This window comes from Kitasatospora sp. NPDC059146, assembly GCF_042786665.1.
In the GTDB taxonomy this organism is placed as follows: Bacteria; Actinomycetota; Actinomycetes; order Streptomycetales; family Streptomycetaceae; genus Kitasatospora.
The window spans coordinates 1-20,326 of sequence record NZ_JBHZCY010000073.1 but is presented as its reverse complement, the minus strand read 5'-3'; the positions used below and the strand labels follow the sequence as shown (position 1 = coordinate 20,326).

The following is a 20,326-nucleotide window of genomic DNA, read 5'->3' as shown; positions in this document are numbered from 1 at the left end:
GGCCGGTGCGGTGCGGCGTCGCGCCGGGCGGCCGGCCCGATCACGTCTACAGCGGTCACTTCGCGGTCACTTCTTCACACGTACCGTCTTGGTCGACCGGGTCTCAAGGGTCATCGAGTCGGCCTCGCTCACGTCCTTACGGAACCGAACCGTACCCTCCTTCGGGTCCACCACGTCCACCACCTTCTGCAGCAGCTTGAAGGTGCCCTCGTTGCCGGTCGCGTGGGCGATCCGGACGGCGGCGCCGAGCTTGGCGGTGGCGGTGTCGACGTCGCCCGAGCGGTGGGCCTCCAGGCCCTCCTGGATGGAGGAGGCCAGCTCGGCCTGCCCGGTGTAGTGGGCGACCTGGGGGCTGATCCGGGTGGAGGAGGCGAGGTCGTCCGTCCAGACGGCCTTCACCAGGCCCTGGCTGAGCACCTCGGGGGTGCCGCCGCCGACCTGCGGGGGCAGCACCAGGCTGATCCGGGCGGCGAGCATCTCGTTGCCGACCGAGGCGGCCGGGACCTCGACGCAGACGTGGTAGTCGCGGCTCTCGTCGCCCCAGGAGCCGGTGGGGTAGTCGCCCGCCCGGGGGCCGGCCTCGGCGCGGCGGTCGCTGAGGTCCTCGACGGCGGGGGCGACCTGCTTGACGAACTTGACGGTGGCGTTGGCCGGGGTCCAGATCCGCAGCGCGACGTCGGCGACCTGCTTGCCCATCGCGCCGGTCATCATCGAGCGGAAGTCCTCGGCGAGGCCGGAGGGCTCGGCCACGATGTCGGTGGTGCCGAGCAGCGCGGAGGAGATCTTGCGCAGTTCGTCGATCCGCCAGTCGGTGCCGACGCCGCGGCAGTCGGCGGTGAAGTGGCCGGTGACCCGCTCGATCGTGCGGGCGAGGTCCTCGGCGGACTCGTGCTCGTTGTTGCCGTCGGTGAGCAGGATGGCGTGCCGGATGGCGATGTCGCGGCGGGTGAGGAAGAGCTTGTCGGCCTTGGCCAGCCAGGTGCCCATGGCGGTGCCGCCGGCCGCGGTGAGGCGGCGCAGCGACTCCTTGGCCTGCTCCCGGGTGGCCGCCGAGGCGGTGGCCAGGGTGCCGTCGCCGGGGTAGATGTCGCGGGCCTCGTGGGTGCCGGCGACGACGGCGAAGGCGGTGCCGTCGCGCAGGGCGTCGATGGCGGCGGCGGTGGCCTCGCGGGCGCCGTTGATCTTGGTCTTGGGGTAGTCCATCGAGCCCGAGCAGTCGACCAGGACCACCACGGCCGCGTTGGCGTCGCCGCCCTGCGGGCCGGCGTCGGCGAGCCCGAGCGGGCGGCCGCCGGAGGTGCCGCCGCCGGTGGAGGTGACGGTGACGATGGCGTTGACCTCGCGGGCGCCGTCGGCCAGGTACTCGTTCTGGAAGATCTCCACGTCGAACCTGGGCAGGTTCGGCTTCGCCAGTGTTGCCATGGGGCGGTGGCTCCCGTCGGGTGAGGGGTGGATGCGATCAGGTCGGTGGGGCGGGCCGGCGGGCGGGGGCCGTCGGTCCGGTCGCGCGGAACCGGTCAGGCCGTCGGCGGGTGCGGCGGCTGCGGCGGGACGGGCGGGGCGACGGGGGGCACGGGCGGCGCCGGCGGGACGGCCGGGGCCGGGGGCAGCGGGGCGGCGGCGGAGCCGATCACCGGGAGGTCCGGCAGGGTCGGCTCGTAGTCCTCGTAGTCGTCGTTCCCGGCGGCGGCCGCCGGCCTGACGATCTTGAGGTCCAGCGCGGTCGGCGTCTCCACGATCTCCGCCAGCGCGGCGGCGGACGGTTCGATCGGCAGCACGGCGACCGTGATGTTGTCGTGCCCGCCGGCCGCGACCGCGAACTTGACCAGGGTCTGGGCCGCCAGCAGCGGTTCGGTGCGGGCGTCCGGGCGGACGTAGTAGGCCAGGTCGGTGGCCGCCTCGGCGTAGTTCCACAGCCCGTCGGTGCAGATCAGCAGCACTCCGGGGACGTGCGGGGTGAATTCGAGGGTGTGCGGCACGACCTCCTCGGCGTCGGCGCCGAGCCAGCCGGTGATCGCGTGGGCGCGCGGGTCGGCGTAGGCCTCGGCCTCGCCCATCAGCCCGGCCTCGACCATCCGGGCGGCCCAGGAGTCGTCCTGGGTGAGCCGGAAGGGTTCGGCGCCGGCCCGGTCGTCCGGGATCCAGTACGCCCGGGTGTCGCCCACCCAGCCGATGGTCACCCGGCCGCCCGCGGCTATGGCGCTGACGTAGGTGCAGGCGGGCGCGTTGACGTCGGGCCTGGTCGGGCCGGCGCCGTCGGTGGCGAGGTCGGCGACGGCCTTGGCGGCGTCCGCGATCGCGGTGCGCATCGCCCCCTCCGGGTCGCGGCCGGCCTCCAGGGAGGTCAGCAGGGACTCGGAGGCGGCGTCGACGGCGGTCTCCGAGGCCTCGTCCGGGCGGTCGGAGGAGGAGACGCCGTCGCACACCACGGCGACCACGACCGGCTCCCCGCCGGGCAGCGAGGTGGCGGCGACGGTGAAGGAGTCCTCGTTGCGGTGGTGGCGCACGCCGCGGTCGCTGACCCCGGCGACGCCCGCGAGCGCCTTCTCCATGTGGTCGCGCGGGCGCGGCTGGGCGCTCCCGCAGCCCTCGCAGTAACCGTCCTCGGTGACCTGTGCCTGCCCGCAGTTGACGCAGACCGGCCCGCGTTGCGGCGGGACGGCCTCACCGCGGGCGGCGGCCCAGCTGGCGGGCATCGCGCCCGGGGCCGCCCGGCCGTCCCGGCCGGCCCCGCAACGCCCGCAGTAGGCGTCGTCAAGGTCCATCGGCTCGGAACAGCTCGGGCACTCGGTCTGCTGCGGCATCGGCTACACCCACGTCCTGGGGCGGGCCCGGTTGGCCCGTTCCACCATCTCGATCCTGGTCTCGGCCCGGTCGGCCAACCGGGCGAGTACCCGGTAGGACTGTTCCAGGGCGAAGCGCAGTTCCCGCTCCACGGCGGGACGTCCGAGGACGACCGGGCCGGTGCCCTGCGGGGCGCCGGCCGAGCCGGCGCCGACCCAGCCGAGGGCCGCGCCGAGCACCTCGACCGAGAGCTCCTCGCGGCGGCGGTCGTCCAGGCGCAGCGCGGTCAGCTGGTCGGAGCCGGCCGCGAGGTCGACGGCGAGCGGGTCGGTGGCGGCCCGTTCGCGCAGTCGGGCGCGGACGGCGGCGATCCGGGCGGCGGTGTACTGGCTGGAGGTGGCCGGGACGGACTCCAGCGCCCGCACCGCGCCGGGCCGGTCGTCCTCGGCGAGGCGGACCCGGGCCAGGCCGAAGGCGGCGCTGAGGTAGGACTGGTCGGTGGTCCAGACGAGCCGGTAGAACTCGGCCGCGTCGCCGCCGTCGCCGAGCAGTTCGGCGCAGATGCCGAGGGCGAGCTTGGGGGCGGCCTCGCCCGGGAAGGCGTCGTAGACCGCGTCGAAGGCCTCGGCGGCCGCCCGCAGGCGGGGCTCGGCGGCGGTGCCGGCGGGGTCCTCGGCGAGGTCCGCGGCGGCGCCGACCAGGGCGACCAGGCCGCGGTACCAGACCACCCGCCAGTCGTCCGGGTGGTCCTGCTCCAGCTTCGCGAGCTCCTGCACGGCCGTGCCGTGGCGGCCGAGTTCGAGCAGGGCGCGCAGTTCGCGCAGCCGGCTCTCGACCGAGACGGCGGGGGCGCCGGCGAGGGCGGCGAGCGCCTCCTCGGGGTCGGTGGCGAGCAGGGTGGCGAGGAAGCCGGCGTTGGGGTCGCCCGGGTCGACCCGGGGGACGGGCAGCGCGAGGGCGGCGGCGGCCGGGTCGAGCCCGGCCACCCGGAGCTGTCCGGGCTGGGTGGTGGGCAGTACCAACTCGGTGTCCACGACGCGCAGTTCGGGCCCGAAGAGGGTGGACGGCGCGGGCCGGGGCCGGTCGTCCTGGAGGGCCAGGATCTCCCGCAGTACGCCGGTGAGCTGGTCGGCCATCTCCTCGGCGGAGGAGAACCGGCGGGCCGGGTCCGGGTCGGTGGCGCGGACCAGGAAGCGGTAGTAGGACTCGTACCTGGCGAAGACCTCGACGTCCTCGGGGCCGGGCAGCGAGTCGCGGTAGGTGGTGCTGTAGCCCTGGAAGTCGAAGGTGAGCACCGCGAGGGTGCGGGCCACGGTGTAGAGGTCGGAGGCGGGGGAGGGGCCGTCGGTGGCGATCTCCGGGGCCTGGTAGCCGATGGTGCCGTAGATCGCGCCGTCGTCGTCGAAGCGGCGGACCGCGCCCATGTCGATGATCTTGAGCGTGTCGCCGCTCTGGATCACGTTGTCGATCTTGAAGTCGCAGTAGACCAGGCCCCGGCCGTGCAGGTAGCCCAGGGCCGGCAGCGCCTCCAGCGCGTACGCGATCGCCTGCTCGACCGGCAGCGGCTCGCGCCGGCCGTCCGGGGTGCGGCGGTCGTTGGCGATGTCCTTGAGCGACTTGCCGCCGACGAACTCCATCACGATGTAGCCGTCGGTGGAGCCGGTGCGCAGGTCCGGGTGCTCGGCGAAGTTGATGATCCGGACGATGTTCGGGTGGTCCACCTCGGCCAGGAAGCGCCGCTCGGCGACGGCCGCGGCCAGCGCGTCCTCGTCCCCGGTGTCCAGCAGGCCCTTGAGCACCACCCACTTGTCGTTGACCCGCCGGTCCACCGCCAGGTAGATCCAGCCGAGCCCGCCGTGCGCCAGGCAGCCGAGCACCTCGTACTGGCCGCCGACCAGGTCGCCGCGGCGCAGCTTGGGGGTGAAGGAGTACGGCGTGCCGCACTTGGTGCAGAAGCCGTCCGGGCGGCCCGGCCGGCCGTTCTTCTCCCGGCCCACCGGGGTCTCGCACTTGGAGCAGTACCGCTTGCGCTCCGGCACCTCGGGGTTCTCCAGCACCGCCTGCGCCGGGTCGGCCGTCTCCACGGTCGGCACGGTGACCAGGCCGGCGCCCAGCCGGTTGCGGGTGCCGGCGCTGACGCTGCCGCGGGTGGAGCGCACCGAGACCGAGCGGCTGCTGCCGGTGCGGGTCGAGCGGTGCGAGCGGGAGCGGCCGGACATCGACCGGCCGGAGCCGGTGCGGGCCGACAGCGAGCGCATCGAGCCGCCGGGGGCGGAGTCCGGGGTGACCCGGGCGGACGGCACGTAGGGCTGGGTGACGCCGGTGTCGCCGCCGGGCGGGGTCAGCCCGCACTCGTCGCAGTAGCCGTCCGCGTCGATGGTGCCCGAGCAGTCCCGCGGGCACGGCGAGCCCGGCCCGGCGGCGGACCCGGTGGTCGGCCCGGTGGTCGGCCCGGTGGCGGTCGGCGGGGCGGCGCCGGCGGCGGCCGGGGGGACCGTGGTGGTCCCCACCGGGGTCAGCCCGCACTCGTCGCAGTAGCCGTCCGCATCGATGGTGCCGTTGCCGGAGCACTCCGGCCGCACGCACGTCTCGCCCATCAACCTCAGCCCCCCTGTACCTGTCCGTCGACCGGCGTCTGGCCGGCCGACCCGTGTGCCTGCTGCCCGTGGGACTGGTGCCCGTGGGCGTGCTGCCCGTGCGCCTGCTGCCCGGGCGCCTGTGCGCCGTCGGAGGCCTCGGCCTGGGCCGGGCGCAGCGACTGCTGGAAGCGGGCCACCGCGGCGGCCGCCGCCCGCAGGTCGCACGGCGCGCTCCAGAGCAGCCAGCGCGCCTTCTCGTACCGTTCGATCACTTCCGGGTCCTCGGCGACCCGCATCCGGGCCGCCATCGCCTTGTAGGCGTCCAGCCGGCCGCGCAGCTCGGCCCGGACGGCCAGCGGCTGGGTCACCTCGGTGAGCGAGTGCCGGGCCCGGGCCAGCTCCTTGGCGGCGGCGTCCTCCAGCGCGTCCAGCAGCGGCGCCAGCCGGCCCCACTGCCCGGCCTGGCGCAGGTCCAGGGCGGTGACGATCCGTTCGCGCAGCGCCGAGGCCGGGCCGGGCACCGCGGGCACGTCGCTGGAGGCTATCTTCGCCAGCACCTCGCCGCGGGCCCGGCGGGCCTCGGCCAGGGTGGCGTCGGCCCGCTGGAGCAGGTCGCCGACGCCCTGGAGGCGCTCCTCGGCGTCGTCGCGCAGCCGCAGCAGGTTCTCCAGCTCCAGCCGGACGCCGTCCAGGGCCCGCCCGGCCCGGTCGAAGCGCTCGGTGTCCACCACCCCGGCGGGGGAGGCGAAGGCCTCGCCGTCCGGGACGGTGCCGCGCTGGGCGGGCACCCGGGCCGGGCGCCACAGGGCCAGCGGGTCCTCGCGGACCTCGGTGCGCAGCTCGGTGAGGTCCCGCTCCAGCCCGGTCAGGTCGTCGCCCAGCGGGTGGCTGCCGGGGCGCACGCCGAGCGAGGCGGCCAGCGTGTGCACCCGGTGCAGTTCGGCCAGCAGCAGGTCGATCCGGGCCGGCAGCGCCGACCAGACCGCGTCGGCCGCGCTGACCACCTCCAGCACGGTGGCGTACCAGGAGTTCATCCGGGCCATCAGCGCGTCCAGGCTGATCCGCTCGACCAGCTTGGCGGGCGCGCCCAGCAGTTGCGGCCCGTCCGGCACGGCGCCGCCCGGGACGGTCACCGCGTCGCCCGTCAGCAGCTCGGTCAGCTCGGCGAGTTCGGGCCCGCCGGGCTTGGCCTTGCGGGCCCGGACGGCGCGGGCCGAGGCGAGCGCCTCGGAGTAGCGGTCGAACAGCGCCCAGAGCAGCGGCAGCCCCTTGCCGGCGACGGACCAGCGCTCCAGGGTGCGGCCGGACAGCTCGGCGCCGTCCAGTAGCCGCAGGCCCGGGTGGTCCTGGAGGGCGAGCAGCGCCGACTCGACCGCGTCCCGCTCCGCGCCGAGGCGCGCGAGCGCGCGGTCCACCTCCTCCCGGCTCAGTACCGGGCCAGCCGATGCCGCCACCGCGGTGTCCTTCCTTCCTCGCGTGCGATCCCGCCCTGTGCGACGTGCGATCCCACGACAACCCCCGTGTCCACCACCGGTCTCCCCGTGGTGATCGTCCCGAACCCTAGCCGGTGGCCGCTCGGGCGGTGCGGGCGCGGGGCGTCAAGACGGCGTCAACGCCCCGCGTCAGCGGTGCTCCGTGCGCGATGCGGCGCCCGGCACCGCGGCCGGTGCGGTGCTCAGTGCGGGACCGGCCAGTAGCGCTCCGCGTCGTTGAGCATGTACGGCTTCAACCAGCGGTCGTAGCTGCGCCCCCAGTCGCCGCTCGCGTGGTAGTCGGCCAGCACCTGGTTGACCCGCGCGGTGAGGTCCGGGCTGGTCTTGAGCATGGCGACGCCGATCACCTCGGGCTGCACGTCGCCGTCCACGATCCGCACGGTCTGGTCCTGCGCGGCCTGACCGGCCGCCAGGCCGTCGTCGGTCATGGTGGCGTCGACCTTGCCGAGCTGCATCAGGACCAGGCAGTCCAACTGGTTCTCCACCACCGTCAGCTGGGCCCGGGCGTCCTTCTTGGCGCCCTTGGCCGGGTCCATCACGTCGGCGGCCGTCGAGCCCTTGGCGACGCAGACGTTCTTGCCGCCGATCGCCTCGTCCAGGTTCTTCGCCGGGGAGGTCTTCGGCACCAGCACCCGCTGGGAGATGCTGAAGTACGGCTTGGAGAAAGCGACCTGCTCCATCCGCTTGCAGTTGACGGTCATCGTGCGGACGATCAGGTCGACCCGGCCCTTCTGCACCGCGTCGACCCGGTCGGCGGTGGCCACCGGCTTGAGCACGACCTTGTCCGGGTCGCCCATGATGGCGGTGCCGATCGCCCGGGCCAGGTCGATGTCGAAGCCCTCGATCTGGCCGGTGTTCGGGTTGCGGGCGCCCCAGCGGTAGCTGTTCTGGTCGACGCCGATCACCAGGCTGCGCTTGCCCTTGATGGCCTTCACCGCCGGGCCGTCCACCGAACTCGGCGGCACGCTGGCGTAGATGTCGCAGGAGTCGGACTGGTCCTGGCTCTGCTGGACGGCCTGCGGCGCGGTCGCGGTGGTCGCGGCGGCGGCCCCGGCCGGTGCGGCGCCGGAGGGGCCGCCCCCGCCGAGCACGGCCGCGCAGGCGGCCAGCACGGCCAGTGCGGCGGCGCTCCTGGTCGGTACGGTCGTGCCGCGCGTGAGTGTCCGTGTGCGCATGAGTGTCCGTTCCCCCTCTACCGGTACTCGGCGAGTCGTCGGCCCAGGCCGCGCAGCGCGGCGACCGCGGCCGCCAGGCCGAGCACGGCGGCGGCGCCGGCCGCCAGCCGGAGGTCCCCGGCGGTGCCGTCGGCGTACGCCGTGAAGCGGGCCTGCTCGGCGTCGGCGGCCTGGGCCAGTGCCCGGTCGGTGGCGTTGAAGGCGGCGTCGGCGGTGGTGGTGGTGTCGGTGGCGGACACCGTCGCGTTCAGGGCGCCCTGGTAATCGGCGTTGTCGACCTCGGCGGTGCGCGCCTTGCGGTACCGGTCCTGCCACTCGTCGTACTGCTGGGCCGCGGTGGCCAGCGGCTGGTCCGCGGCGGCGGGGGCGAGGATCAGCGCGTTGGAGAGCGTGCCCGCCCGGTCGCGCATCGGGGTGCCCTTGCCGGCCGTCCCGGCGAGGCGCTTGGTGACGTCGTCGTACTGGGTGGCGTAGGTGGCGGTGGAGCCGCGCGCGACCAGGTTCAGGTTCTCCGCCAGGCGCGCCGTCAGCACGTCCACCCGGGCCGAGTTGAGGGCCTGCAGCGGGAAGGCCCCTTCGAGGTCGCTCTTCTTCAACGCCGAGCCGGTGGTCAGCCCGGCCACGGCGAGCCAGAGCGTGCCGGCCAGGACGGCGGCGGTGGCGCCCAGCAGGCCGACGTTGAACACCCGGTTGGTGCGGCGGAACAGGGTCAGCTGCACCCAGCCCAGCGCGGCCAGGGTGAGCACCGCCAGGCCGTACGCGCCCCAGGGCGTGGACCGGGCCGCGGCGTAGTCGGTCACCAGCTCGTGGTTCTCGATGGTGTTCAGCTCGGCGGCGGCCGGCAGCAGGACGGTCTGCATCTGCTCGGAGGCGTACCGCAGGTAGGCGCCGCCGAGCGGGATGCCCTGCCGGTTGTCGGCCCGCGCGGATTCCACCAGACCGGCGTACACCGGGAGTTGCTGGTTCAGCCGGGCGAGTGAGTCCTGGGCCGGGGAGGTCGAGGTGGTCCGGGCGGCGGCCTGGGAGATCAGCTTGGCGGCCTGGGCGAGGTCCTGCTCGTAGCGGGCCCGGACGTCCTTCGGCTCGGCGCCGGCCAGCAGGAAGCCGGAGGCCGCGGTGGTGGCGGCGTCGGCCAGCGAGCGGTGGATCTCGGCGGCGTCCCGGCTGAGCGGCTGACTGTACGAGACCACCCGGTCGGCGGCCTGCGCCCTGGTCTCCAACTGCCAGGCGGTGAGCCCGCCGAAGGCCACGGTCAGCACCGCGAGCACCACCCCGGCCATCCGCAGCCGGCCCGGGGGCGTGCGGGTGGCCTGGGCCAGCCGGGCGCGCACCCCGCGCTCCGGCGCGGTGCCCCGGGGCCGCTTCGCGGGCGGTGCGGCGCCCGGTCCCGGCGTGGCCGGACCAGGGAACGCCGCTCCCCGGGGTGCCGGGGATGCCGGGGTACCCGGTGCACCTGGTGCGCCCGGTGCGCCCGGGGTCGCCGTTGGTGCGCCGAACGCCGCCGTCCCCGGTGCGGCCGGCGGCGTGCCCGGTCGTGCCGGGAACGCGGCGCCCGGTGCGCCGTTGCCTACTGGTGTCGCCACCCGCCTCATCCTCCCCTGGGGCCGGCCCGTCTCCCCGGGCCCGACCGATGGCAGCAGTATGGCCGTGACTCCCTCCGGCCACACCTGACTTGCGCCGATCTTGAGCATGTCGTGCACGGTTTCCGCACGCCTCCGTACGGCTTGTGCCGATTGTCACCGGTTGTCGCCGATCGCACCGGCCCCACGGAGAGGTTGGCGCCCGCTGCGACGCCCGCCGGGGCCCCCGCGGTTCCGTGCCGCGCGGCCGCCGGGCCCGGCACCCCCGTGCTCCGTACCATGGGCCCCATGCGACTGCTTGGAACGATCTCGCCCGACCGCCCGCTGCTCGTCGTCGCGGTCCGCGAGGAGGCCGCCCACCTCGACGACCGGCTGCCCGTGCTGCTCACCGGGATAGGGAAGGTCAACGCCACCGCGGCCCTGGCCACCGTGCTGGCGCAGGGCGAACTCCCCTCCGAGGTGATCAACCTCGGCACGGCCGGCGCGCTGCGCCCCGGCTGGGAGGGCATGCACCACGTCGTCCAGGTGATCCAGCACGACCTGAACACCGCCGCCCTCCAGCACCTCACCGGCCGCAGCTACGGCGCCCCGCTGGTGGTCGGCAAGGGCGACGGACCGGTGCTGGCCACCGGTGACCTGTTCGTCGACTCCCCGGACGCCAAGGAGCGGCTCGCCGAGCACGCCGACCTGGTCGACATGGAGGGCTACGCCGTCGCCGCCGTCGCCCACCGGGCCGGGGTGCCGGTGCGGCTGGTCAAGTACGTCAGCGACGAGGCCGGGGACGGTGCGGCCCGCAGCTGGCAGGAGTCGGTCGACGGCTGCGCCCGGCACCTCGCGGACTGGGTGCACGCGCAGGGGTGGTGACGGGGCGGTTGGTCGTCGGGGCGTCGGGCTGGCTGGTCGTCGGGTTGGTTGGCGGTCGGGCCGGTTGGCCGGCCGTCGGGGTGTCGGTTCGGGTGGCTAGGGTGGCGCGGTGACCGAGAACACCGCGCCCAGCCCGCGCCCCGACGTCCGTCCGCCCGGCCTGAACGCCGATGAGCGGACCACCCTGCTGTCCTTCCTCGACTACCTGCGCGAGGCCGTGATCGGCAAGGTGGAGGACCTCTCCGACGAGGACGCCCGGCGGCCCGGGGTCGCCTCCGGCACCAGCCTGCTGTGGCTGGTGCGGCACTTGGCCGTGGTCGAGTACAACTGGTTCGAGTACGCGTACGGCGGCCTCGGGGACGAGCCGGCCCTGACGTCGGACGCCCCGCCGGCGGAGCTCTCCACGGCCTCGGCGGTCGCCGCCTACCGGGACGCGATCGCCCGGGCGAACGCGGTGGTCGCGGCCGCCCCCGACCTCGACCGGCCGGGCGTGCGCTCGCTGCGCCCCGACGCGGTCGAAGGGCCGTCGCTGCGCTGGGTGCTGGTGCACATGATCGAGGAGACCGGGCGGCACGCCGGGCATGCGGACATCATCCGGGAGCAGCTGGACGGTGCCGTCGGGCGGTGAGGCCGGGCGGTGAGGCGGCGGGGGTGGGAGGGCGGTTCGCCCTCCCACCCCCGGCGGTTCACTCGTGGCCGGTTGCGTCGGTCGCCGTCAGTCCCGGAAGGCCGAGAGGTCGAAGGCCGCCAGCCGCTCCGGGTCGGCGATCACGTCGATCGCGGTGATCGCGCCGTCCACGACGGTGAACGCCATGATCGACAGCGCCCGGCCGTTGGCGCCGATGACCACCGCGCCTGCGGCGCCGTTGACCAGCGCCGGGCGGGCGAACGGCGACAGCCTGCCCCACAGGACGGCCTGCCCGGCCACCGTCGCGGCACCGGTGAGCACCACGGTGTGGCGGGCCAGCCCGGCGCCGCCGTCCGAGCGCAGCACCACGTCCGGGTCCAGCACGGCGACCAGCGCCTCCAGATCGCCGGTGCGGGAGGCGGCGAAGAAGGCGTCCACGGCCAGCCGCTGACGGCCCAGGTCCCGGTCGGGCGCGGGCTGCGCCTGCACCTTGCGGCGGGCCCGGCTGGCCAGTTGGCGGGTCGCTGCCGAGGTCTTCTCGATCAGCGGGGCGATCTCCTCGAACGGCACCGCGAACAGGTCGTGCAGCACGAAGGCGACCCGCTCGGCGGGCGACAGCGACTCCATCACCACCATCAGCGCCAGACCGACCGAGTCCGCGAGCATCACCTCCTGCTCCGGGTCGACCACCCCCTCCCGGCGCAGCAGCGGGTCCGGCAGCCGCTCGGGGCCGCTCGCGCCGTCCGGTCCGACCGGCTGGAGCGGCTCCTCCCGGCGGGCGGCGCGGTCGCGCAGCAGGTTCAGGCAAACCCGGGACACCACCGTGGTCAGCCAGCCGCCGAGGTTGGCCACGGCGGCCGTGTCGGTGCGGTCGTACCGCAGCCAGGCGTCCTGGAGCGCGTCGTCGGCCTCGCTGACCGAGCCGAGCATCCGGTAGGCGACGGCGCGCAGGTGCGGGCGGTGCTCCTCGAAGAGCGCGGTCCGGGCGGCTCCCTCGTCGGTTCCGCCGGTACCGCCTGTTTCGTTCACCGTGTCTCGTTCCTTCGTCGGGGTTGTCGGAGCGGGCTCGTAGGGTGTGCGGCATGTCGTTCCTCGATCGCCTGCGGGCGACCCCCGCCACCGTCGACTACCTGCTCTGGCCCGGGGACTTCTCCCTCGACGCCTACTCCCACGTGGAGGAGGTCGTGCTCGCCTCCGGCGAAGCCCTGGAGGAGGTCGCCAAGTGCGGTGCGGGCGGCACCTTCTTCCTCTGCGGCGAGGGCGGCGACGAACGCCCCGTCCTCTACGCCGACTCGGAGGGCGGCGCGGCGCTGCTGGCCGTCGGTCTGGAGGAGCTGGTCCGGCTGCTGCTGGCGGTGCCGTGGTGGCGGGACTGCGTGCGGCTGACCGAGGAGGAGAGCACGGAGGCGGCCGAGGACTACCTGGCCGACGAGCCCGACCTGCTCGCCGACCGGGACGCGGCCGCGGCCGCGATCGGGCTCGAAGTCCCCACCGCGGCCGAGGCCTTGGCCCGTCTGCGCGAGGTCACCCTCGGCCTCGGGCCGTCGTACGTGCTGCTCAACGCCGTGGAGGGCAACGCCTACCAGCCGCTGTTCCGGCTCTGACCCGATCGGCCCCGGAGCCGGTCGGCCAGTTCGCGGGCCACGGCGGCCTCCGGGGCGCCGGTGTCGTCCAGGTGCGCCAGCAGGCGCAGGACGGCACGGTGTTCGCCGTGGGTGAGCCGGACCTGTGCGCCCGGGTGGGCGAGGTCCTCCGTAACGCCCCGGGCCAGGTCGGCCGTGCTGCGGGCGGAGTCGCCCGCGTCCGGGCCGTCCGGGCCGTCCGGGCCAGGGTTGCTCCGGCCCGGGCCGTCCATGGTGACGCTCGTCGACTGGATGACCTGGCCGCCGATGGTGACGTTGCCGATGATCTGGTTGACCATGCTTCCCCCCGGGGTGAGTTGACGATCGATCGGCAGCGTAGCCGGTGCGGCGGCGGAGTGGCGGTGCGGCGGCGGTGCGGTCAGGGGCGGCGGCCGCGCCGCCTGGACCAGCCGGTGTCGGGGTCGTCGCCGGAGCTGCCCGGGCGACCCGGGTTGTGCAGGGTGCTCGCGGAGGTGTGCCGTTCGGCCGGTCGGATCGCGATGGCGTCCATGGTGTGCCTTTCCCCGTCGTCGTCATGCGTGCGCTCTGGCTCGCAGAACGCTAGGGGCGGCCGGGGTGCTCCGCATCCGTACGGGTACTCAGCCGGACTGAGTCGATTCGCCGTCGTGCCGGTCAGAGGAGGCGGCGCAGGAGGCGGGACTTGAGGGGGGTGAACGGCGGGTAGGCGGGGCGGAGGGGGTCGGCGAGGAGGGGCTTGTCGAGGACGGACTTGGTGTGGCTGAAGGTGTCGATGGAGTGGGCGCCGTGGTACCGGCCGAGGCCGCTCTCGCCGACGCCGCCGAAGGGGAGGCCGGGGACGACGATGTGGGCGTTGGGGACGCCGAAGGCGAGGGCGCCGGAGGAGGTCTCGGTGGTGAGGCGGCGCTTGGTGGTGTCGGAGGCGGTGAAGGCGTAGAGGGCGAGGGGCTTGTCGCGGGCGGTGACGAAGGCGATCGCGGCGTCGAGGTCGGGGACGCGGATGATCGGCAGGACGGGGCCGAAGATCTCCTCGCGCATCACCGGGGCGTCCGGGTCGACGTCGGCCAGGACGGTGGGGGCGAGGTAGCGGTCGGCGCGGTGGTGGTCGCCGCCGGTGACGATGCGGCCGTCGGCGAGCAGGGCCGTCAGCCGGTCGAAGTGGCGCTCGTTGACGATGCGGCCGTAGTCGGGGCTCCGGGCCGGGTCGGTGCCGTACATCTCGCGGACGGCGGCGGTGAGTTGGCGTTCGAGCTCGGTGGCGGTGTCGCCGATGGCGAGGACGTAGTCGGGGGCCACGCAGGTCTGGCCGGCGTTCATGAACTTGCCCCAGGCGATCCGGCGGGCGGCGGTGGCGAGGTCGGTGCCGGGTTCGACGACGACCGGGCTCTTGCCGCCCAACTCCAGGGTGACGGGGGTGAGATGGCGGGCGGCGGCGGTCATGACGATGCGGGCGACGGTGCCGTTGCCGGTGTAGAAGACGTGGTCGAAGCGCTGCTCCAGCAGGGCGCCGGTCTCCGGCACGCCGCCCTCGACGACGGCGACGGCCTGCGGGTCGAGGGTGCGGGGCAGCCAGTGGGCGAGGGCGGCGGAGGTGGCGGGGGCGAGCTCGCTGGGCTTGACCACCGCACAGTTGCCCGCGGCGAGCGCGCCGACCAGCGGGGCCAGGGCGAGCTGGAGCGGGTAGTTCCACGGGCTGATGATCAGCACGGTGCCCAGGGGCTCGCGGACCGTCCGGGCCCGGGCGGGCTGCAGGGCGAGCGGGACGGGGATGCGGCGCGGGCGCAGCCAGCCGTCGAGGTGGCGCAGGGTGTGGTCGATCTCGTTGACCGTGAAGCCGATCTCGGTGGTGTAGGCCTCGGCGGCGCTCTTCCCGAGGTCGGCGTGGAGGGCGGCGGTGAAGACGGCCTCCTGGTCGACCAGCAGGCGGCGCAGGGCGCGGAGTTGGGCCTTGCGCCAGGCGAGGGGCTTGGTGCGGCCGGTGGCGAAGGCGGCGTGCAGGCGGGCGACGGTCGCGGCGGGGTCGGCGGTGGGGGTGGCTTCGGCGGAGGCGGGCGCGGCTGTGGGCGTGGCTTCGGCAGAGAGGCTCATGCCGTCGAGCATAAACGAAACGAAACGATTTCGTTTCTAGTTCTCGGTAGACTTCCGGCATGAGCCGCAGCACCACCCCGTCCAGCGCCACCCGGTCCGGCGCCACGACCTCCGGCGCCGCACCGGCCGCCACGACGCGCCGCGGGCGCCCCCGTGACGCCGCCCGGGACCGGGCGCTGCTGGACGCCACGCTCGCCGTCCTCGCGGAGAGCGGCTACGGCGGGCTGACCACCGCCGCCGTGGCGGCCCGGGCCGGGGTCTCCACGGCGACCCTCTACCGCCGCTGGTCGTCCAAGGAGGACCTGGTGATCGCCGCCGCCGCGCTGCACGGCGAGAGCTCCTACGAGCAGCCGGACACCGGCGGACTGGAGGGCGACCTGAGGGTCGTCCTCCGGGACAAGGCGGCGAGCATGACCGGCGAGCCCGGCCGGCTGATCCGCGCCCTGATCGGCGAGGCCGCCCACAACACCGCCCTGGCCCAGGCGCTGGTGACGGCCTTCCTCCAGCCGGTGTACGGGCGGGTCGCGGAGGTCGTCCGGCGGGCCGTCGAGCGTGGGGAGATCCCGCCGCTGGACGGCGTGGACCTGCTCGGCGAGGTGGTGGTCGGGCCGGTGATGACCCACTTCCTGCTCACCCCGCACCAGCCCGAGGACGTGGACGAGGCCACCGCCCAGGAGACCGCCGACCGGCTGCTGCCCTTCGCCCTGCGGGCGGTGGGCGGTGGGCGGGGCGGTCGGGACGCTCGGGACGTCCGCCCGTGAGGCCCCGTGAGATCCGTGAGATCCGTTGGATCCGCGAGACCCGTGAGACCCCGTGAGAAGAGGAGCCCCGATGCCCTGGTTCACGCTCGAACGCTTCGACCCGTCCTTCTTCGACACCGCGCCGCACCGCCACGCGTACGTGCTGGACCTCCCGGTGGCGCCGGAGACGGTCTGGCGGGGGCTCGCCGGTGACGCGCCGCTGTCCTGGTGCCGGGGCCTGGCCGGCGGCCGCTACACCTCGCGACCCCCGCACGGCGTCGGCACGACCCGCGAGATCACCGCGATGCGGCTGCTGCGCCTGCGGGAGGAGTTCGTGCGCTGGGAGGAGGGATCCCGGCACTCCTTCTGCGTCACCTCGGCGAGCCTGCCGCTGTTCCGGCGCTTCGGGGAGGACTACCTGGTCGAGCCCACCCCGACCGGCACCAGGTTCACCTGGACCTTCGCCTTCGAGCCCAACCCGCTGCTGGCCCGCCCGGCCGCGCTGACGGACCTGCCGAACCGGTCCTTCCTGCGGACCCTGGTCGCGGACACCAAGCGGCACTTCGGCGCGGCCTGATGCGCCCGGGCGGCCAGGTGGCGGAGCGGGCCGGGGCGTCGGCCTGCGGGTGGTTCCCTGGCGGCGGAGTGGATCGGACGTCCGTGTAGCACATTCGTCTCGGACGGACGTCCGTCTTGCACGTCCGCGCCGTTCGGGTGTCCCATGCGCCGTGCAGCGTGGACGGTTCGGACGTACGTCTTGGACGTTTGTCTTGCACGTACGTATGAGTCATGAGTATGGTGATCCCATCAACCGCTTCACCGGGGGGAACCGGACATGAACGACGCCATCACTCACGCCGAAGCCGTTCGCGGCGAACTGGTCATCGACGGCCGCCGGTTGTCCTACCTGGACTTCGGCGGCACCGGCCGCCCGCTGCTCGCGCTGCACGGCCACCTCTCGGAGGGTGCGGTGTGGGCCCGGCTGGCGGCCGAACTCGGCCCCGACTGGCGGGTGATCGCGCCCGACCAGCGCGGCCAGGGCGACTCGGAGCGGGCCGCCGACTACTCGCGGGAGGGCTACCTCGCCGACGTCGAGGCGCTGCTCGACCACCTGGGTCTGCCGACGGCGGTGCTGCTCGGCCACTCGCTCGGGGCGATCAACTCCTACCAGTTCGCGGCCCGCCACCCCGAGCGGGTCGAGGCGATCGTCAACGTCGAGGGTCCGCTGGTGCTCGGCCTGGAGGGCCCGCACCCGCTGGCCTTCCTGCTCGGCCTGCCGTACGACGCCCAGAGCCGGGACGCGCTGGTCGCCGCGCTCGGTCCGGCCGCCCCGTACTTCGCCGACCGGCTGCGGGAGGACGCGGACGGCACCTGGCGGCTGCCCTTCCACCCGAAGGACATGTACGAGTCCGAGAAGCTGGTCCACGGCGACCACCGGGCCGACTGGACGGCGTCCGACTGCCCCGCCCTGCTGGTGCGGGCCACCGGCGGCGCGATCCCGGCCGAGCAGGCGGCCGAGGCCGTCTCCCGCCGCCCCGGGACGGTCCTCGCGGAGCTGGCCGGCGACCATCTGCTGCCGGTCACCGCCGCCGACGAACTCGCGTTGACCGTAAGGGAGTTCCTCGCGAAGCTGTAGCCGCGGCGGAACGGTGCGGTCCGCGTGGTGCCCGGCGCTCCGGCAGGGTATAACGCTCCTGACCGGAACACCGGTGCACCGGAGCGCCGGTGCACCGGAAGAGCGTCCATATCCGTCGGGGGAGACCATGGACCCGGAACTGAGCTCACTCGCGGGCGTCGCCGCGACGGCCGTCGTCCAGCAGCTGACCACCACCGCCTGGGAGCGGATCCGTGCCGCCGTCGGGGAGTTGTGGCGCCGCCGGCGTCCCGAGCGGGCCGAGACGGTGCTCGCCGAGCTGGGCGAGTCGCGCGAGGACGTGGCGCAGGCGCGCCGTGCGGGGGACGAGCGGGCGGAGCAGGAGGTGGTCGACCTGTGGGGTGCCCGGCTGCGTCGACTGCTCGCCGCTGATCCCGGCGCCGCCGCACAACTGCGCGCGCTCGTCGAGGAGTTGACCGGCGGATCGGCGCCCGCCGTGCCGCAGCAGTCGGTCACCATGACCGCCGAGGCCTCCGGACGGGCCCGGATCAACCAGGCCGTCGGGGACATCCACGTCAACGAACGGTGAGGGCGGGTGAGCCCCCAGGGGCCGCCACCCGGCCCGGACCGGCCGGAGCGCGGCCCGCGCAACGTCAACCTCAACCTCAATGCCACGGCGAGCGGCCACGGGCGGGTCAACCAGGCGGGCCGGGACCAGCACTTCCACATCACCGTCCCGCTGCTCGGCGCGGCGCTGGTGCTCGGGCTGCTGCTGTTCGCGCTCTGGAAGCCGATCCAGCAGGTGGCGGGCGGGTTGGTGGATTCGAGCCCGTCACCGTCGGTGTCCGCCGTCGTGCCGTGGGACCGGACGACGCACCTCGACACCGACCCGCGTCCGGATCCGCCGACACCGAGGCCGGCACCGAGGCCGACGCCGACTCCCACCCCCACCCCCACCCCCATGCCGACACCGACACCGACGCCCACGCCGCCGCCGCTTCCGCCCGACCCGGCGGACGTGGCTTTCGCCGCCGTTCGCGCCGGTGACTGCCTGGACGTCTACGACACCGGATGGGGAACGTGGAGCCGGACGGTCCCGGTCGCCGTGGACTGCCGGGGTGGCAGCGCCTTCAACCGGGTTGCCGTGGTCGCCGCCGCCGCGGCGGGCTGTCCGGCGGGCGGAGGCCGTGCCGCGTACGTCCACACCAACCGCGACCACTCGGTGACGGTGCTGTGCCTGGAGCGGCAGTTCCGGTACGGCCAGTGCTTTCTGGGCCACACCCCCGACCACCGAACCATCGACAACGGCTTCCTCGGTGTGGTCTGGGACTGCACCCTCAGGCAGGGTCCGTCGACCGCCAACGCGATGCTCGCCATCACGGCGGTCGTCACGAGCAGGGACAACTGCCCGGCCCGCAACGGCCGGTACGGTGCCGAGTGGCCGGTGCTGGACGGCACCACCAAGGTGTGCGCGGTGGTGGTGTAGGCCGGTCAGCGGGTGGCGGTGAGGGCCAGGGTGGCGACGGCCAGGGCCAGGTAGCCGGCCGGGAAGTGGAGGTTGTGGAGGACCCGGGTGCGGACGTGGGTCGCCACGGCGCCGAGGTAGAACAGCACCAGCCCGACCGCGGCCGCGAGGCCGAGCGGCGGGAGGGCGACCAGGCCGACCAGCAGGCCGACGGCGCCGGCCAGCTTGAGCGAGGCGAGCCACGGGACCCACTCCGGCTTCACCTTCACCTCGGCCGAATTGGCCAGGACGAAGGGGGCCTTGGCGAAGTCGGCGGCGGCGATTCCGGCGTTGGCGGCGATGGCGAGGACGGTGACGGCGAGACAGGTGATGGACATGGGTCCAGCCTCTTCGCGGGCCTCCGCTTGCGTCCAATACCGGCTTCCATAACCTGGTGGAATGGATGTGGACACCCGGCTGCTGCGCACCTTCGCCGCCGTCGCCGAGGACGGCAGCCTGACCCGGGCGGCCGAGCGGCTGTACGTCTCCCAGCCCGCGCTGACCAAGCAGGTCCGGCAGTTGGAGAAGCTGCTCGGGGTGCCGCTGTTCGTCCGCTCCCGGGCCGGGATGGCGCTCACCGTGGCCGGGCGGAGCCTCGCCGCGCGGGTGCCGGGCCTGCTGGCCGACTGGGACGCGACGCTGCGCGAGGCCAGGGGCGCGGCCAGCCGGGCGGAGCGGGTGCTGCGGGTGGGCTTCCTGGCCAGCGCCGCCAACGAGGCCACGCCGGGCATCGTCGCCGGGTTCACCGACCGCAATCCCGGCTGGCGGGTCGAGATGCGGCACACCGCGTGGTCGGACCCGACGGCCGGGCTGGCCGCCGGGGAGGCCGATGTGGCGCTGCTGCGGCTGCCGTTCCCCGGGCAGGAGGGGTGGCGGGTGGCCGAGCTGTTCACCGAGCCGCGGTGGGTCGCGCTGCCGTCGGCGCACCGGCTGGCGGCGCTGGCGGTGGTCCCGTTCCGGGAGTTGTGGGACGAGCCCTTCGTCGCGGCCCCGGCCGAGACCGGCCGTTGGCGGGACTACTGGGTCGCCGCCGATGAGCGGGAGGGCCACCCGGTCCGCTTCGGCGCCGTGGTGGAGCATCCGGACGACTGGCTGAGCGCCATCGCGAACGGTTACGGGGTCGCGCTCGCCCCCGCGTCCACGGCCCGCTTCTACGCCCGGCCGGGGATCGCCTACCGGCCGGTGAGCGGGGTCAGCCCGAGCCGGATCGCGGTGGCGTGGGCCGCGGCGGACGACGGGAACCCGGTGGTGCGGGACTTCGTGCGGTGCTGCCTGGCGGCGGGCGATGCGGGCGATGCGGGCGATGCGGGCGATGCGGTCGACGGGGCCGACGGGGCCGACGGGCCTCACTCGGCCGACGGGGGCCCCGCCCCGGAGTGAATCCGCCCCAGCGCCGGGGCCGGGGAGGGGTGGCAGCCCTCAGCGCCGCCACCCCCCGTTGGCTTCTCGGCACCGGGGCGGTGGTTCATTGAGCCAAACCCCGCCTTGGGGTGAAAGCGGGTGGGGATCCGGCCGGGGTTCGGTGGGGTTTCGGTGCGCGTCCCATCGCGCTCCGGACCTCGCGCAAGCGCGAGGTCCGGAGCGGGTTCAGTCGGCGAGGGCCTGGCGCAGGCGCTTCTTGTCGGGCTTGCCGACGGAGGTGAGCGGGATGGCGTCGACCAGGTGGAGGGCTTCGGGGGCGTAGAGGCGGCCCTTG

General features: G+C 74.8%; 20 protein-coding genes. 9 read left to right on the top strand and 11 right to left on the bottom strand.

The genetic code is table 11. The features are described from left to right. Positions 1-66 precede the first annotated feature (66 nt). From ACFXPX_RS27340 to ACFXPX_RS27315, 6 genes are all read right to left on the bottom strand, one after another. Positions 67-1,422 carry a VWA domain-containing protein gene (locus tag ACFXPX_RS27340; protein ID WP_380523289.1) on the bottom strand — a complete coding sequence of 452 codons (1,356 nt, stop codon included), beginning with the start codon at positions 1,420-1,422 and terminating at the stop codon, positions 67-69. A gap of 95 nt (positions 1,423-1,517) precedes the next feature. Beyond that, positions 1,518-2,804 carry a protein phosphatase 2C domain-containing protein gene (locus ACFXPX_RS27335; protein WP_380590343.1) on the bottom strand — a complete coding sequence of 429 codons (1,287 nt, stop codon included), beginning with the start codon at positions 2,802-2,804 and terminating at the stop codon, positions 1,518-1,520. 3 nt (positions 2,805-2,807) lie between these two features. Next, positions 2,808-5,381 (bottom strand): tetratricopeptide repeat protein, encoded by a 2,574-nt coding sequence (locus tag ACFXPX_RS27330; RefSeq protein WP_380523287.1) that lies wholly within the window; start codon positions 5,379-5,381, stop codon positions 2,808-2,810. A gap of 5 nt (positions 5,382-5,386) precedes the next feature. Next, positions 5,387-6,817, bottom strand: a complete 1,431-nt coding sequence (locus ACFXPX_RS27325; RefSeq protein WP_380643818.1) for a hypothetical protein — start codon at positions 6,815-6,817, stop codon at positions 5,387-5,389. A 221-nt stretch (positions 6,818-7,038) separates the two neighbouring features. Next, the gene (locus ACFXPX_RS27320) at positions 7,039-8,031 is read right to left on the bottom strand and encodes a glutamate ABC transporter substrate-binding protein (protein ID WP_380590352.1); all 993 of its coding nucleotides are present in this window, start codon (positions 8,029-8,031) and stop codon (positions 7,039-7,041) included. A 17-nt stretch (positions 8,032-8,048) separates the two neighbouring features. Then, on the bottom strand, positions 8,049-9,362 hold the full coding sequence (locus ACFXPX_RS27315) for a hypothetical protein (protein WP_380643816.1): 1,314 nt from the start codon (positions 9,360-9,362) through the stop codon (positions 8,049-8,051). A gap of 537 nt (positions 9,363-9,899) precedes the next feature. Here ACFXPX_RS27315 and ACFXPX_RS27310 point away from each other — a divergent pair. Together ACFXPX_RS27310 and ACFXPX_RS27305 are read left to right on the top strand one after the other, a co-directional pair. Beyond that, entirely contained in the window at positions 9,900-10,475 is a 576-nt protein-coding gene (locus ACFXPX_RS27310) for a nucleosidase (RefSeq protein WP_380590358.1), read from the top strand. Positions 10,476-10,584: 109 nt separating this feature from the next. Further along, positions 10,585-11,103 (top strand): DinB family protein, encoded by a 519-nt coding sequence (locus ACFXPX_RS27305; RefSeq protein ID WP_380404382.1) that lies wholly within the window; start codon positions 10,585-10,587, stop codon positions 11,101-11,103. 87 nt (positions 11,104-11,190) lie between these two features. On the opposite strand, the gene ACFXPX_RS27300 is transcribed toward ACFXPX_RS27305, so the two are convergent. Beyond that, entirely contained in the window at positions 11,191-12,132 is a 942-nt protein-coding gene (locus ACFXPX_RS27300) for a sigma-70 family RNA polymerase sigma factor (protein WP_380590362.1), read from the bottom strand. A gap of 53 nt (positions 12,133-12,185) precedes the next feature. Between ACFXPX_RS27300 and ACFXPX_RS27295 the strand changes: the two genes are divergently transcribed. Continuing rightward, on the top strand, positions 12,186-12,707 hold the full coding sequence (locus tag ACFXPX_RS27295) for a hypothetical protein (protein ID WP_375896230.1): 522 nt from the start codon (positions 12,186-12,188) through the stop codon (positions 12,705-12,707). Here ACFXPX_RS27295 and ACFXPX_RS27290 read toward each other — a convergent pair. The 3 genes from ACFXPX_RS27290 to ACFXPX_RS27280 all read right to left on the bottom strand — a co-directional run bounded on the left by ACFXPX_RS27290 (position 12,683) and on the right by ACFXPX_RS27280 (position 14,792). Further along, positions 12,683-13,024 (bottom strand): hypothetical protein, encoded by a 342-nt coding sequence (locus ACFXPX_RS27290; RefSeq protein WP_380643813.1) that lies wholly within the window; start codon positions 13,022-13,024, stop codon positions 12,683-12,685. The genes ACFXPX_RS27295 and ACFXPX_RS27290 overlap by 25 nt on opposite strands. A gap of 80 nt (positions 13,025-13,104) precedes the next feature. After that, positions 13,105-13,236 (bottom strand): hypothetical protein, encoded by a 132-nt coding sequence (locus ACFXPX_RS27285; protein ID WP_375896225.1) that lies wholly within the window; start codon positions 13,234-13,236, stop codon positions 13,105-13,107. 122 nt (positions 13,237-13,358) lie between these two features. Then, positions 13,359-14,792, bottom strand: a complete 1,434-nt coding sequence (locus tag ACFXPX_RS27280) for an aldehyde dehydrogenase family protein (RefSeq protein WP_380643811.1) — start codon at positions 14,790-14,792, stop codon at positions 13,359-13,361. Positions 14,793-14,851: 59 nt separating this feature from the next. Here ACFXPX_RS27280 and ACFXPX_RS27275 point away from each other — a divergent pair, with 59 nt between their 5' ends. The 5 genes from ACFXPX_RS27275 to ACFXPX_RS27255 all read left to right on the top strand — a co-directional run bounded on the left by ACFXPX_RS27275 (position 14,852) and on the right by ACFXPX_RS27255 (position 18,612). Continuing rightward, complete coding sequence (locus tag ACFXPX_RS27275; RefSeq protein WP_380643809.1) at positions 14,852-15,553, top strand: TetR/AcrR family transcriptional regulator; 702 nt, start codon at positions 14,852-14,854, stop codon at positions 15,551-15,553. Positions 15,554-15,623: 70 nt separating this feature from the next. Beyond that, on the top strand, positions 15,624-16,109 hold the full coding sequence (locus ACFXPX_RS27270) for an SRPBCC family protein (RefSeq protein WP_380523276.1): 486 nt from the start codon (positions 15,624-15,626) through the stop codon (positions 16,107-16,109). A 258-nt stretch (positions 16,110-16,367) separates the two neighbouring features. Next, complete coding sequence (locus tag ACFXPX_RS27265; RefSeq protein WP_380643807.1) at positions 16,368-17,168, top strand: alpha/beta fold hydrolase; 801 nt, start codon at positions 16,368-16,370, stop codon at positions 17,166-17,168. A 127-nt stretch (positions 17,169-17,295) separates the two neighbouring features. Then, the gene (locus ACFXPX_RS27260; protein WP_380643805.1) at positions 17,296-17,715 is read left to right on the top strand and encodes a hypothetical protein; all 420 of its coding nucleotides are present in this window, start codon (positions 17,296-17,298) and stop codon (positions 17,713-17,715) included. Positions 17,716-17,721: 6 nt separating this feature from the next. Then, positions 17,722-18,612 (top strand): hypothetical protein, encoded by an 891-nt coding sequence (locus ACFXPX_RS27255; protein ID WP_380643803.1) that lies wholly within the window; start codon positions 17,722-17,724, stop codon positions 18,610-18,612. 5 nt (positions 18,613-18,617) lie between these two features. Here the strand turns inward: ACFXPX_RS27255 and ACFXPX_RS27250 are convergent, their stop codons facing one another. Then, positions 18,618-18,968, bottom strand: coding sequence for a DoxX family protein (locus tag ACFXPX_RS27250; protein ID WP_380523270.1), 351 nt, complete (start codon positions 18,966-18,968; stop codon positions 18,618-18,620). 61 nt (positions 18,969-19,029) lie between these two features. On the opposite strand from ACFXPX_RS27250, the gene ACFXPX_RS27245 reads away from it, so the two are divergent. Further along, positions 19,030-20,010, top strand: a complete 981-nt coding sequence (locus ACFXPX_RS27245) for a LysR family transcriptional regulator (RefSeq protein WP_380643801.1) — start codon at positions 19,030-19,032, stop codon at positions 20,008-20,010. The last annotated feature ends 316 nt before the right edge of the window (positions 20,011-20,326 follow it).